Source organism: Azospirillaceae bacterium (assembly GCA_028283825.1).
Classification (GTDB): Bacteria; Pseudomonadota; Alphaproteobacteria; order Azospirillales; family Azospirillaceae; genus Nitrospirillum.
The window spans coordinates 1,326,240-1,338,808 of the sequence record JAPWJW010000003.1 but is presented as its reverse complement, the minus strand read 5'-3'; the positions used below and the strand labels follow the sequence as shown (position 1 = coordinate 1,338,808).

At 66.9% G+C, this 12,569-nt stretch carries 13 protein-coding genes; 8 read left to right on the top strand and 5 right to left on the bottom strand.

All coding sequences use genetic code 11. From position 1 onward, the window contains the following. Nucleotides 1–57 precede the first annotated feature (57 nt). The 4 genes from PW843_18040 (at nucleotide 58) to PW843_18025 (ending at nucleotide 2,587) form a co-directional block, all read left to right on the top strand. On the top strand, nucleotides 58–561 hold the full coding sequence (locus PW843_18040; GenBank protein ID MDE1148490.1) for a YbjN domain-containing protein: 504 nt from the start codon (nucleotides 58–60) through the stop codon (nucleotides 559–561). 50 nt (nucleotides 562–611) lie between these two features. Further along, on the top strand, nucleotides 612–1,421 hold the full coding sequence (proC, locus tag PW843_18035; GenBank protein ID MDE1148489.1) for a pyrroline-5-carboxylate reductase: 810 nt from the start codon (nucleotides 612–614) through the stop codon (nucleotides 1,419–1,421). Then, nucleotides 1,405–1,923 carry a YbaK/EbsC family protein gene (locus PW843_18030; protein ID MDE1148488.1) on the top strand — a complete coding sequence of 173 codons (519 nt, stop codon included), beginning with the start codon at nucleotides 1,405–1,407 and terminating at the stop codon, nucleotides 1,921–1,923. The genes proC and PW843_18030 overlap by 17 nt, the downstream gene beginning before the upstream one ends. Before the next feature lie 187 nt (nucleotides 1,924–2,110). Then, entirely contained in the window at nucleotides 2,111–2,587 is a 477-nt protein-coding gene (locus tag PW843_18025) for a phasin family protein (protein MDE1148487.1), read from the top strand. A 103-nt stretch (nucleotides 2,588–2,690) separates the two neighbouring features. Here PW843_18025 and PW843_18020 read toward each other — a convergent pair whose 3' ends face one another. From PW843_18020 to PW843_18010, 3 genes are all read right to left on the bottom strand, one after another. Continuing rightward, nucleotides 2,691–4,082, bottom strand: a complete 1,392-nt coding sequence (locus PW843_18020) for an ATP-binding protein (protein ID MDE1148486.1) — start codon at nucleotides 4,080–4,082, stop codon at nucleotides 2,691–2,693. A 14-nt stretch (nucleotides 4,083–4,096) separates the two neighbouring features. Beyond that, nucleotides 4,097–4,795, bottom strand: coding sequence for a response regulator (locus tag PW843_18015; protein MDE1148485.1), 699 nt, complete (start codon nucleotides 4,793–4,795; stop codon nucleotides 4,097–4,099). An 84-nt stretch (nucleotides 4,796–4,879) separates the two neighbouring features. Beyond that, entirely contained in the window at nucleotides 4,880–5,392 is a 513-nt protein-coding gene (locus PW843_18010; protein ID MDE1148484.1) for a MarR family transcriptional regulator, read from the bottom strand. Between the two features lie 257 nt (nucleotides 5,393–5,649). Here PW843_18010 and PW843_18005 point away from each other — a divergent pair, with 257 nt between their 5' ends. Continuing rightward, nucleotides 5,650–6,072 (top strand): RT0821/Lpp0805 family surface protein, encoded by a 423-nt coding sequence (locus PW843_18005; GenBank protein MDE1148483.1) that lies wholly within the window; start codon nucleotides 5,650–5,652, stop codon nucleotides 6,070–6,072. A gap of 189 nt (nucleotides 6,073–6,261) precedes the next feature. Beyond that, nucleotides 6,262–7,617: a serine hydrolase gene (locus PW843_18000; protein MDE1148482.1), complete on the top strand. Its 1,356-nt coding sequence runs from the start codon at nucleotides 6,262–6,264 to the stop codon at nucleotides 7,615–7,617. Between the two features lie 79 nt (nucleotides 7,618–7,696). Here the strand turns inward: PW843_18000 and PW843_17995 are convergent, their stop codons facing one another. Next, nucleotides 7,697–8,008 carry a hypothetical protein gene (locus tag PW843_17995; GenBank protein MDE1148481.1) on the bottom strand — a complete coding sequence of 104 codons (312 nt, stop codon included), beginning with the start codon at nucleotides 8,006–8,008 and terminating at the stop codon, nucleotides 7,697–7,699. 799 nt (nucleotides 8,009–8,807) lie between these two features. On the opposite strand from PW843_17995, the gene PW843_17990 reads away from it, so the two are divergent. Next, on the top strand, nucleotides 8,808–10,322 hold the full coding sequence (locus tag PW843_17990; GenBank protein ID MDE1148480.1) for a HAMP domain-containing methyl-accepting chemotaxis protein: 1,515 nt from the start codon (nucleotides 8,808–8,810) through the stop codon (nucleotides 10,320–10,322). A 69-nt stretch (nucleotides 10,323–10,391) separates the two neighbouring features. Here the strand turns inward: PW843_17990 and PW843_17985 are convergent, their stop codons facing one another. After that, entirely contained in the window at nucleotides 10,392–11,375 is a 984-nt protein-coding gene (locus PW843_17985; protein MDE1148479.1) for an alpha/beta hydrolase, read from the bottom strand. A 140-nt stretch (nucleotides 11,376–11,515) separates the two neighbouring features. Here PW843_17985 and PW843_17980 point away from each other — a divergent pair, with 140 nt between their 5' ends. After that, a complete protein-coding gene (locus PW843_17980; GenBank protein ID MDE1148478.1) occupies nucleotides 11,516–12,412 on the top strand; it encodes a helix-turn-helix transcriptional regulator in 897 nt (298 codons plus the stop codon). Nucleotides 12,413–12,569: the final 157 nt, after the last annotated feature.

Here is a 12,569-nt window from a genome sequence, read left to right as displayed (position 1 = left end):
GCGACGCCGGGGTGGAAGGGTCGTCCCTTGCCATCGCGCGCGACAGGAGGGCGTATCATGTCGGCACTCGCCGTTGAGACAAGCAGCACCACCCACAATCCCCTCGACATTGTGGAGGAGATCGTCACGGCCAACGAATGGCCGTTCGAGCGCGCCAGCGACGATGAGATGATCGTTGAGATCAACGGCCGGTGGTGCGACTACCGGCTGTTTTTCGTTTGGCAAAACGAAGTCAGCGCCATGCAGTTCTCCTGCCAGTTCGACATGAAGGTGCCGCCGGCCCGCAAGCTGGCGGTGACCGAGTTGCTGGCCGAGGTGAACAGCAAGATGTGGCTGGGCCACTTCGACGTCTGCAGCGAGGAACACACGCCCATGTTCCGCCAGACCCTGCTGCTGCGCGGCACCCGTGCCGCCAGTGTGGAGCAGATCGAGGATCTGGTGGAAATCGCGGTGGCTGAGTGTGAGCGTTACTACCCCGCGTTCCAGTTCGTGATCTGGGGCGGCAAGAATGCGGCGGACGCGGTTTCCGCCGCCATCCTGGACACGCTCGGCGAAGCTTGATACAGCCCACACCCCGGGACCCTGTTTGACGGAAATAAGAAGGTGCGGGGATGACGGCGGTTGATTTGTTGCTGGTGGGCTTCGGCAAGATGGGCGGCGCCATGCTGGCCGGCTGGCAGGTGGCGGGCACCGTCCGCCGTGTGGTCGTCGTCGATCCGGCGGCCGTGTCCATGCCCGTGAAGGGCGATACCCTGGTGGTGGCTGATGCGTCCGGCGTTCCGGCCGATTTCAGCCCCGCCGCCGTCGTCATGGCGGTGAAGCCCCAGGTGATGGACCAGGCGTTGCCGGCCTATGCGCCGTTCGCCCGCCATGCCGTCTTCCTGTCCATCGCCGCCGGCAAGACCATCGGCTATTTCCAGCAGGTGCTGGGCCGCGACGCGGCCCTGGTGCGCGCCATGCCCAACACCCCGGCGGCCGTGGGCCGTGGCATTTCCGGCGCCTACGCCACCGATGCCGTCTCCCCCGGCCAACGCGACCTGTGCCACCGGCTGCTGTCCGGCCTGGGCGAGGTGGTGTGGGTGGGTGATGAGGGTATGATCGACGCTGTCACCGCCGTGTCAGGCAGCGGCCCGGCCTACGTCTTCCATATGGTGGAAGCGCTGGCGAGCGCCGGCCAGGCGGCGGGCCTGCCGGCCGACCTAGCGCTGCGCCTGGCGCGGGCGACGGTGACGGGGGCTGGCGAGTTGCTGTACCGGACGCCGGAGACGACGGCGACCCAGTTGCGTGTCAACGTCACCAGTCCCAACGGCACGACCCAGGCGGCCCTGGACGTGTTGATGGCGAAGGAGGGTGGCCTGACCGCCCTCATGACCCGCGCGGTGCATGAGGCCGCGCGGCGGTCCCGTGAACTGGCCGGTTGACGACGCCATGGCCGGTCCGCTCAGCCCCAGTGCCCAGAAGATCCAGAACCTTTTGAATGATTTGGGCCAACCCATCCACGTGGTGGAATTCGCGGCCACCACCCGCACGGCGGCGGAGGCCGCGGCCGTGATTGGTTGCGATGCGGCACAGATCGCCAAGTCAATTGTTTTTCGCATGCGCGAAAAGAACGCACCCGTCCTGGTGGTGGCGTCCGGCGCCACCCGCATCAACGAGGCGCTGGTGGCGCGTGTCCTGGCCGACACCCTGAACGGCGACCGGCTGCTGCGGGCGGATCCGGAATTCGTACGGCTGACCACCGGTTACCCTATCGGTGGCGTGCCGCCGCTGGGGCATGCGGTCACCCCCATCACCCTGTTTGACAAGCGTTTGCTGGGTTTTCCCGCGGTTTGGGCCGCCGCCGGCACGCCCAACGCGGTCTTCGCGATCGCGCCCGACGTGCTGGCGCGACTGGCCGGCGCGCGGGTGGTGGACGTCGCCTAGGCGCAAAGGACTGCGCCGGGTTTTGATCTAGCCGGTTTGATCTATAGCGTGCCCTGGCCGGGGCGTATTAGCCAAAAGAGTTTATTGTGCACCGCACAAAAACCATTGACCGGCTGGACTACCCCGCGCATTATTCCGTCGGAATTGCCGCACCGCAGCGGCGTGAGCCGTATAGGGATCTGACACTATGGCGACCAATCCGTTCCTGGATTTCGATCTGACGAAGTTCTTCGACCCCACCAAGTTCGCGGAATTCACCAAGGTGGATTTCACCAAGACGCTGGCCGACTACAAGGTGCCCGGCATCGACGTCGACGCCTTCGTCGCCGCCCAGCGCAAGAACATTGAGGCCGTGACCGCCGCGAACCAGCTGGCGGTTGAAGGCATCCAGGCCGTCCTGCGCCGCCAGGCCGAGATCCTGCGCCAGAGCCTGGAAGAGACCTCGTCGGTCGTCTCCGACTTCCTGTCCGCCGGCAGCCCGGAAGACAAGGTCGCCAAGCAGGCCGAACTGGTGAAGACCGCCTTTGAGAAGGCCCTGGCCAACGTCAAGGAACTGGCCGAGTTGATCGCCAAGTCCAACAGCGAGGCCGCCGACGTGCTGTCCAACCGCGTGAAGGAAAGCATCGAGGAAGTGAAGGCCGCCATCGCGAAGGCCAAGCACTGAAACTTTTAAGCTTCAGGCTGCAAGTTCAGGCGGCGTCCCTCGCGGGGCGCCGCCTTTGTTTTTTGCCCTTCGCTTTCGTTCGCCCCAAGCGGCCTGAACAAAACTATACAGGCAACCGGATCACCGCGCGCAGGCCACCCTTGGGGCTGTCTTCCAGCAGGACGTTGCCGCCGTGGCGGTTGGCGATGTCGCGGGCGATGCCCAGGCCCAGGCCGACGCCGCCGGTGGCCTGGTTGCGCGACCCGTCCAGACGATGGAAGGGGCGAAACACCTCTTCCCGCGCATCGGGCGGGATGCCGGGGCCGTCGTCGTCCACCAGCACGTACAGGTGCCCCCCCTGGCGCTGCAGGGTGATCCAGGTGCTGCCGGCGTAGCGCAGGGCGTTGCCCACCAGGTTGGCGACGCAACGGCGGAAATCGTTGGCGCGCAGGGGCACGATGATGGGCGCGTCGGGCAGGGTCAGTTCAACCGAACGACCCTCACGGCGGGCGTTGGCCGCGACGTCGGCCAGCAGGGCGCAGACGTCGGTGGGGCTGGGCGGTTCCGCCCCCTCGCCGCGGGCGAAGGCCAGATAGGCCTCGATCATGGTTTCCATCTCGGCCACGTCGGTCTTCAGCTCCTCCACCTCCTGCGCCTCGGGCAGCATGGCCAGTTGCAGGCGCATGCGGGTCAGGGGCGTGCGCAGGTCGTGGCTGACCCCGGCCAGCATCTCGGTGCGCTGGCTGATCTGGCGCTGGATGCGTTCGCGCATCTGCAGGAAGGCCGTGGCCGCCTGCCGCACCTCGGACGCGCCCTCCGGCTTGAACAGGGGCGTGTCGCGCCCCTTGCCGAAGGCCTCCGCCGCGATGGCCAGGCGGCGGATGGGGCGGATCTGGTTGCGCATGAACATGATGGCGATGGTGAACAGCAGCAGCGAGCTGCCGGCCATCCACAGGATGAAGACCCAGCTGGTGAAGCTGAACAGCCGGCGTTCGGGCGACAGCACGTGCAACACGCCGTCCGGTAGCTGGATGTTGATGCCGTACCATTCGTGGGCGACGTGGGTGTCGATGGCCCAGGGGCGGCCCACCTTTTCATCCAGCGCCCGGCCCAGCGTGTGTTCCAGGATGCCGTGCAGATGCTGGCGATGATGGCCGGCCAGCCGTTCGCCGGGGCGGAAGGTCACCATCAGGTCAGTGGTGCGGGTCACCATCTCCAGCGTGGCGCCCCGGTCGGCGTCGCTCTGGTCCCGGCCCAATTGCTCAATGGTCATGGCGATCTCGCCCGCCACGCCGAAGGCCTGGTTGTTGGTCACCCGTTCCCAATGCTGGTCGTAGAAATAGAAGGTGGCGATGGCCTGGGCCAGGATCACCGGCGTGGTGATGATCAGCAGCGACCGGCCGAACAGCGTGCGCGGCAACAGCCGTTTCAGGATGCTGAAGGGGTTCAGGGTGAAGCCGCGCGGGCGGCCCAGGCGGCGGGCCCGCGTCCGTATGTCATCCCGCGTCAGGGTCATCGGCCTGTTCATCCTCAATCCGGCCGCAGCACATAGCCTTCGCCCCGCACGGTCTGCAGGTAGCGCGGCTGGCGCGGGTCGGTCTCGATCTTGCGGCGCAGGCGGGTCACCTGCACGTCGATGGCGCGGGCATTGCTGTCGATGCCGGCGCGGCCCAGATCCTCGCGGGTGAAAACGGTGCCCGGCTGGGCCGCCAGCGTGCGCAACAGGCCGGCTTCGCCGCTGGTCAGGCGCACCGTCTCATCGCTGGAACGCAACTCCTCCCGGTCGGCGTCGAATATCCAGCGGCCGATCCGCACCTCCGCCGTCGGCACGGCGGGCTTGGGCAGGCGCCGCAGGATGGAGGTGATGCGCAGCACCAGTTCGCGCGGTTCGAACGGCTTGGGCAGATAGTCGTCGGCCCCCGCCTCCAGCCCGGCGATGCGGTCGTCCGGCTGGCCGTTGGCGGTCAGCAGCAGGATGGGCAGGCCCCCGTCCGTGCGCAGGGACCGGGTCAGTTCCAGGCCCGACTCGCCCGGCATGCGGACGTCCAGCACCATGAGGTCGAAACTGAGCGAGGCCAGCATGCGCCGTGCCGCCGCCGCGTCCGCCGCCGCTGAGACGATGAAGCCGTTCTGCGATAGATAGCGGCGCAGGGCCTCCCGCAGGCGGTCGTCGTCGTCAACCACCAGGATGTGGGGCTGCTCCTCGGGCAGGGTTTGGGTCAGCGTCATGGCCGGAACCGTTTGGGGGGAAGGGCTGGGGTGGGCAGCATACCACAGCCGCCCGTCCGCCAAAGTGCCGCCGGCCGAACCCCGTTACCGTTTGCCTGGAAGGGCCGGCGTGGGGCGCGTCTGCACGAACTTGTCCCGGTCGGCGTCGTCCATGATGCCGACCATCACCTTGCGGAAGCCCTCCACCGCCTCCGCGCCAGCGCGGCGGTAGGCGCGGGCGATCAGTTGGCGCTGGGGTTCGGACAGCTGGCGTTCCAGTTCCTGGCCCTTGGCCGTCAGGTCCAGCAGGCGCTGGCGGCGATCGCGCGTGCCCTGGCGCTGCACCACATATTCCTCACGCACCAGATCCTGCAGCACCCGCGACAGGCTTTGCTTGGTGATGCGCAGGATGCCCAGCAGGTCGGTCACGGTGATGTGGGGGTGGCGGCCCACGAAATAGATGACGCGATGGTGCGCCCGGCCCAGGCCGATCTTCTCCAGCATGGTGTCGGGTTCGGCCGTGAAGTCGCGGTAGGCGTAGAACAGCATCTCCATCGCCTGCCGAAGCTCCTCCTCCCGCAGGAAGAGGGGGTTTACGCCGGTCTTAATGTCGTTCATGCGCGGCAGGCCCCTGGCACTGGCAATTCAGGACGCTGGATGATGAGGCAGTATGCCAGTTGTGTATTTGAAGGGGAGGGGGTTTACAACTGGACCACGTCTCCCAGCCCCCTCGGCCTTAAGGTCTGACACGACTTTCTTTCGGGGGTCTGGCTTCGGCGGGGATTGCGCGCGCCCCGTCACCTTTGGCACAAGGGGCGCTCAAGTGGGGCGCCGGCCAAGACGGGGGCGTGTTGAGGGAATCAGGAATCATGGGGATGAAGATGAAGCTGCCGGTTGCCGGACTGATGCTGCTGGCGCTGGCGGGCTGCGCCGCCAAGCCTGACGAGAAGCCTGCGGCCCCCCCGCCGGCGCCGGTTGTCGAGGCGCCCAAGCCGCCGCCCACCGATATCGTGCTGGAGCCCAGCGACATTGCCGTCCTGCAGGCGGCCCTGAAGGACGCGACGACCAAGCCGTTGCAGGAGACGGTAACCTGGACCAACCCGGAAACCGGGCGCCAGGGTACCATCAAGATGCTGCGCGATGGTTTCGACGCCAAGAACCGCCCCTGCCGCGAATTCCATTCCGTGGTCTTCCAGGGGCAGTTGTTCCGCCACCAGACCGGCTTCATCTGCCGCCAGACCGACGGCAGCTGGGAAGTGGTCGACGGTGTGGATTATCCGGTGCGCGCGCGTCAGTAACACCCCGACGCCGATTCTCACCGCCTTGGCCGTGCCATAGTCGCGGCCAAGGCTGTTGCCGGAATCCGCCTTTGGGAGTGTCGCCCGTTAATGTCTCAGCCGTCTAAACCAGGGCCATCCAAGCCCAGGGCGCCCAAGCCCGGCCCGCCGGGTTCCCGGCCAAGCCCGCAGGGCCCCAAGCCGCCCGGCGTGGGGCGCACCGTCCTGTTCCTGCTGCCCGTCATCGTGCTGGCGGTGGGCGGCGGGTTGCTGCTGGCGCATTGGGGCAAGCGGCCCGCCGCGCCCTTTCCGCCACCGGTCGCGCCGGTGGTGCAGGCACCGCCCCCGCCACAGGGACCGGTGACGGTGGAGGTGGCGGGCGGCGACGGCCCCGTCCTTGCCGTGGCCTCACCCGATGACCGCCAGATCACGGATGAGGGCGTGAAGGCCCTGCATGCTTTCGAGTCGTCCACCGGCACCAGCGCCCTGTTGGTCTGGTACCGCGGCGCCTTGCAGGTGGAGGACTACGCCAACGGCGCCCGCCCGTCCGACCTGGTGGACAGCGGCGGCCTGCAGGCGGGCCTGATGGTCCTGCTGACCGGCAAGGCCATCCAGGACGGTTTCCTCAGTTCCGCCGACGAACCCCTGAGTCGCGTTCTGACCGAATGGGCCGACGATCCGCGGGGCCGCATCACCATTCGCGACCTGCTGGTGGGAACCAGCGGTTTGGGCGAAGGGGGCGCCCTGCTACGGCAGATGCCGGCAGGGCCGGCCGCGTCCGGGACCTTGCAGGCGGACGCCGGCGCATGGGCGAAGGCCCTGCCGCTGGAGGCGGAGGCTGGCACCCGCTACAAGCCGACCGACATTGAAATCCAGCTCCTGGGCCTGGTGCTGGAACGCGCGACCAAACAGCCGCTGGCGGCTTATCTTTCCAGCGCCTTATGGGCGCCGCTGGGCGCGCGGCCGGCGGAAATGCTGCTGGACGACCGGGGGCATGCCGCCGTGCTGACCTGCTGCGTCAAGGCCACGGCCCGCGACTGGCTGCGCCTGGGCCTATTGCTGAAGGACAATGGCCAGGTCGATGGCCACCCCGTCCTGTCCACGCCGTGGGCCGAGGCGACCCAAAGCCCGACCCTGTTCGCCCGGAATGAGGGCATGCGCGTCCGCCTGGCCTGGCCGCGGGAACGGGGCGGTCCGGTGCGGGCGTCAGAGCCCTTCACCGAGGCCGACACCGTTTTCCTGACAGGGGTGGGCGGTCAGCGCCTGTACGTGTCCAAGGGTGCCGACCTGGTGATCCTGCGCCTGGGGCGGGCAACGGACAACTGGGACGATGCCGCCCTGGCCAATCTGGTGGCCCGTCATCTGGTGCGCCCGCCGGAGCCTAAGCACTCGCCCTATTCCGGTATTGCCCCCCAGCCACAGGGCTTGACCATGCCGCCCATCACCACGCCGCGCAAACCACCAACGGTGGTGACGGTGCCGCTGGAAGGGCCGCCGGGGGCGGCACCCAAGGGCAAGGCGACGACCAGCAAGCCCGCTGGCGACCAATCGCCGCACCAGCCCTGACCCATCCCGGCGACGCCTGCTCATGCAGCGGATTCCCCTACGGCCGGTCCCACGCGGGCGGCCGTAAGGGAATGCCTGATTATTTGGACTTAAAGGCCTTCAACTGTTTGTTGAAGTCGCCGGCCAGCTTCTGCATCTGGTCCACGGCATCGTTGTACTTCTTTTGCCAGTTCGTGGACCCGTTCTTGCCTTCAAATTCCAGGCAACTCATGTAGTCCTGGGTTTCGGCCATGAACTTCTTCACGGCGGCGTTGGTCGCCTGCATCTCCGCCTCCGCGGCCTTGCTGCCGTCCGGCACGGTGGGGGCCGCCCCCAGCGTGCATTCGGCCCGCGCCACCCCAGTCGCCCCCAATCCGATCGCCACCACCGCGACCGCAGCCCGTTTCATCATCTGAATCGACCTCCCAGAGTCACAGAATGCCCGAAGTCAAAAATGACTGCCCACCAGATGGTTAGGGGATTTTTTCCCCTGGATTCCAGAGGCGTGCGCTGAACGCCTCACCCTGTTTTGCCGTAGAGGCGACGTTCGGTTGAGCCCCCGTGGGGGCTGGCCCGCCGACCGCAACGGCATACGGATTGAAAACGACCATGTCGTTCTCGCCGAATTTTTATTACTTAAAATGCTAAGAAAAACGTCGGGGCTGGCAGCCCCTGTCCCCACCTTATCTGCCCCCGCGACCTATCACCTTGGGATTCCGGTGATTTGTTCAGAATCGCCCCCAATGGATTCTGACAGAAATCTTTCCATCCTCGCGAAGGATAAATTCCAATCGTTCTGCCCATTGGCGACATTAACTGTAGTCAAGTTTATAAGTCAGTTTACAGGTCTGCGAAAGCATGTCTAGGTATTAGCCCAAGGCCCAAGCGCGCCGTTTTGTCCAGATGGCAGAAGGGTGGGTACCTTGGGGCATGGGGTTAGACTACAGGCGCGGGGAATGCGCGCGTGGGTCGATAGGGGTGGTTTTTGCCGCCGGCGTCGGCGCGGGGGCAATGAACAAGAGCAGGGGTAGTAAATAATGTCATATGAGGCGGATGGGTTGTTCGGGCGTATCGGCGGCCTAGCGAGGAAGCCGGAGAATTCCAAGAGCTGGTTTACCATTGGGCGCAAGATCGCCCCCGCTGTCGCCATTCCGACGATTATTGGTTTGGGCGTTGTCATCGGTATCAGTTCCTACCAGATGCATAAGGCCATGCTGGCGCAGTCCGTGGCGTCCGAACGCCAGGAAACGGAAATGCTGGCGCAGCAGATGAGCGCCGCCGTCCGCTTCAAGCAGCAGGAATCCATCGCCGACGCCTACGCCGAACTCAGCACCCGCGCCGGCGGCAGCCTGGCGGGCGTGCGTGTCAACGACACGGATGGCGAGTCGCTGGACAGCTTCGACAGCAAGACCCTGCCGTCCTACGCCTTCGAAAAAGACAAGGAACTGCCCAAGAAGGCCACCGAGACCAAGGCCTTCGACCGCGGTGACCATCTGATCGTCATAGCCCCGGTGCGCGCCGGCGCCAACCATGACCAGGTCGGCACGCTGGAAGTGGCATGGAGCCGCCAGGGCCTGAACGAGGCCATCTCGTCCACGGTGACCAGCTCGGTCGTGGCCGCCATCGTCGTGCTGGCGGTGCTGGTCGGCATCCTGGGCGTGTTGCTGCACTTCCTGGTCAGCCGCCCGTTGACCACCCTGCAGACCGCCATGGGCCGTCTGGCCGGCGGCGACTTGGCCGTGGACATCACCGGTACCGAGCGCGGCGACGAGATCGGCGCCATGGCCAGCTCCGTCCAGGTGTTCAAGGACAACGCCTTGGAAGTGGAGCGCCTGAAGAAGGTGCAGGAAGCGGCCGAGCGTGAGGCGGCGGAAGAGAAGCGGCGCATGATGAACCGCCTGGCCGATGAGTTCCAAAGCTCCGTCCAGGGCGTGGTGGCCCAGGTGTCCGAAGCCGCCACCCGCATGCAGTCCAGCGCCCAGACCCTGTCCGGTTCCGCCGACGAAAGCCGCAGCCAGGCCGGCGCCGTCGCCGCCGCTACGCAGCAGGCCTCGGCCAACGTGCAGTCGGTCGCCAGCGCCACCGAGGAACTGGCCGGCTCTCTGGCCGAGATTTCCAACCAGGTCAACACCTCGGCCCGTATCGCCAAGGCGGCGGCCTCCACCGCCGAGAAGACCAACGAGACCGTGCAGTCGCTGGCCTCGCGGGCCCAGAGCATCGGCGACGTGGTGAAGCTGATCAGCGACATCGCCAGCCAGACCAACCTGCTGGCGCTGAACGCCACCATCGAGGCGGCGCGCGCCGGTGAAGCCGGCAAGGGCTTCGCGGTCGTGGCGTCGGAAGTGAAGAGCCTGGCCAACCAGACGGCCAAGGCGACGGAGGAAATCTCCGCCCAGATCTCCACGATGCAGGACGCCACCCGCGACGCGGTCGACGCCATCATCATCATCTCCAAGACCATCGCCGAGATTAACGACATCTCCGACATGGTCGCCGGTGCGGTGGAAGAGCAGGACGCCGCGACGAAGGAAATCGCCCGCAACGTCCAGCAGGCCTCCATGGGCACGATGGAAGTGTCGCGCAACATCGGCTCGCTGCAGCACGCGGCCGAGGACACGGGCAAGTCCGCCAACCAGGTGCTGGGTGCGGCCACGGGCCTGGCCCAGCAGTCCGACACCCTGGCCGGTCAGGTGGACCGCTTCCTGCAGCAGGTCCGTGCCGCCTAAGCGGTACACCTGAACTCTTAAGCGAAAGCCTCGCGGGAGCGATCCTGCGGGGCTTTTTGCTGTGTGCGGTCAGGCGGTGACGCCCCATAGCCGCTTGGCTTCCTCCGCGATGACATCCGGATATTCCTCGGGGAAGAACAGCTTGGCCCGGGGCAGGCGGCGCACGCCCTGGCAATTGGGCAGGGTTCGCGCCAGATAATCGGCGCCGGCCGCATCGAAAATGGTGTCGGCCATGCCCCAGACGATGCGGGTGGGCACGGTGACACGCTTCAAATCCTTCTCGATGCCGGCCAACGGATTGGGCGCCAGGCCCAGGGTGTAGGCGTGGACCAGGTCCTTGTGGTGGGGACCGGCGACCAGGGGGCCCAGGTAATAGTCGATGGCCTCGTCCGACGGCTGGGCCGGGTCGCTGAAGGTCATGCCGCCCAGGCCTTGGGCGCTGCGGGCCAGGGCCTTGTCCAGCACCCAGGGCGCCAGCCATTGGTCGGCATAGGTGCCGGCCCGTGCGCACTCCAGCACCGGCCCCATCGCGGCCGGCGGGCTGTCGGGCTCGGTATCGCAGTTGGTCAGCAGCAGGCTGCGCACCCGTTCGGGATGGCGGACCAGGAACAATTGCGCCACGGCCCCACCGCTGTCGTTCGCCACGATGTCCACGGTATCGGCGCCGACCGTGTCCAGGAAGGCGGCCAACATGGCCACCTGCGCCGCCGGGGTGACGGCCTGGCCGTCCCGCACGCGGGTGTAGCCCAGGCCCAAGAAATCCGGCGCCAGGCAGCGGCGATGGGTGGCCAGCCGGTCGATGGCGCCCCGCCATTGGAAACCGTTCAAGGGAAAGCCGTGCAGGAACAGGGCGGCCGGGCCGCTCCCTTGATCCAGGTGGGCGATCTGGCCGAAGGGGGTGCCGGCATATCGACGCAAGGCCCGATAGGCGGCGGCGTCCAGCGCGCCGGTACCGGTCAACGCCGCGGCACGAGCGCTGCGCGCCAGGGGCGGGACGGCGGCAAGGGCCGTGAGGCCTTGCAGGAAGCGCCGGCGGGGGATGGGCTGCGTCATCGTCTTCCATCCAAGGGAAGGTTGCGGACCCGATAACGGATACGCCTGCCACTCGCGCGGCCTCAATAACGCGGCAGGTCATGAAATCTTGACCTCGCAGGTCATGGCTTTTGCCGACGGGCGCCGTATCATCGCCCCTTATGTCCATCGCCACCGCCCTTGCCGATTCCACACCCATTTCCCCTGGCCGGCTGACGCCGCTGGGCCTGCTGCTGCGCGAGTGGCGGGCGGCACGGCGTATGAGCCAGATGGATCTGGCGCTGGAGGCGGGGGTATCCACCCGGCATCTCAGCTGCGTGGAAACCGGCAAGGCCCAGCCCAGCCGCGAACTGCTGGCCCGGCTGGCCGATACGTTGGATATGCCACTGCGGGAACGCAACGCCCTGCTGGTGGCCGCCGGTTACGCGCCCCGCTACAGCGAGGCGCCGCTGACCACGCCGCAGATGGCGCCGGTACGCCAGGCTATCGACGCCATCCTGGCGCAGCAGGAACCCTATCCCGCCCTGGTGATGAACCGCTGCTGGGACGTGCTGCGCATTAACGGTGCCGCGGCGCGGGTCACCAAGCTGGCGCTGGGCCGCCTGCCGAAACACAACAACATCCTGCGCCAGGTGTTCGACCCCGACGATTTGCGGCCGGCCCTTCTGGAATGGGATGCGCTGGCCGGCAACCTGATGCGTCACCTGCATGGTGAGTTGGCCGCCACGCCCCGGGATGAGGGCTTGCGGGCACTGTTGGACGATATCCTGTCCTATCCCGGCATCCCCGTCCGCTGGCGTTCCCGCGATCCGGACGCGGCACCCTTGCCGTTGTGCACCACCGTGTTCGGCGGCGGCGCGTTGCAGGATGGCGGCCGGCCCCTGTCCTTCTTCTCAACCCTCACCACCTTCGGCACGCCACGCCATGTGATGGTGGAGGAATTGCGCATCGAGTGCATGTTCCCGGCGGATGAAGCCACGGCGGAGCGGTGCCGCCGGCTGGCGGTGCAGTGCGGGCCCTCGACAGCGGCGCCGGCTGGTGCCATTTTATCTACATGACGACCGACCGCGACCCCACCAAACTGACTGTGCAGGACTGGGTTGCCGACCTTGATGCCGCTGACGCGGAAATTGAGGCCGGGCTCTCCGTGCCGGGTGAGGAAGTGCAGGCCAAGCTTCGCGCCGTCCTGGCGCGGATGCGACCGGAACCGCGGCC

Excerpts from the sequence above, each read along its gene's own strand:
- PW843_17985 (MDE1148479.1), bottom strand. The coding sequence starts at position 11,375 with ATGACGCAGCCCATCCCCCGCCGGCGCTTCCTGCAAGGCCTCACGGCC.
- proC (MDE1148489.1), top strand. The coding sequence starts at position 612 with ATGACGGCGGTTGATTTGTTGCTGGTGGGCTTCGGCAAGATGGGCGGC.
- PW843_18005 (MDE1148483.1), top strand. The coding sequence starts at position 5,650 with ATGAAGATGAAGCTGCCGGTTGCCGGACTGATGCTGCTGGCGCTGGCG.
- PW843_17990 (MDE1148480.1), top strand. The coding sequence starts at position 8,808 with ATGCTGGCGCAGTCCGTGGCGTCCGAACGCCAGGAAACGGAAATGCTG.
- PW843_17980 (MDE1148478.1), top strand. The coding sequence starts at position 11,516 with ATGTCCATCGCCACCGCCCTTGCCGATTCCACACCCATTTCCCCTGGC.
- PW843_18025 (MDE1148487.1), top strand. The coding sequence starts at position 2,111 with ATGGCGACCAATCCGTTCCTGGATTTCGATCTGACGAAGTTCTTCGAC.
- PW843_18040 (MDE1148490.1), top strand. The coding sequence starts at position 58 with ATGTCGGCACTCGCCGTTGAGACAAGCAGCACCACCCACAATCCCCTC.
- PW843_17995 (MDE1148481.1), bottom strand. The coding sequence starts at position 8,008 with ATGATGAAACGGGCTGCGGTCGCGGTGGTGGCGATCGGATTGGGGGCG.
- PW843_18010 (MDE1148484.1), bottom strand. The coding sequence starts at position 5,392 with ATGAACGACATTAAGACCGGCGTAAACCCCCTCTTCCTGCGGGAGGAG.
- PW843_18015 (MDE1148485.1), bottom strand. The coding sequence starts at position 4,795 with ATGACGCTGACCCAAACCCTGCCCGAGGAGCAGCCCCACATCCTGGTG.
- PW843_18020 (MDE1148486.1), bottom strand. The coding sequence starts at position 4,082 with ATGACCCTGACGCGGGATGACATACGGACGCGGGCCCGCCGCCTGGGC.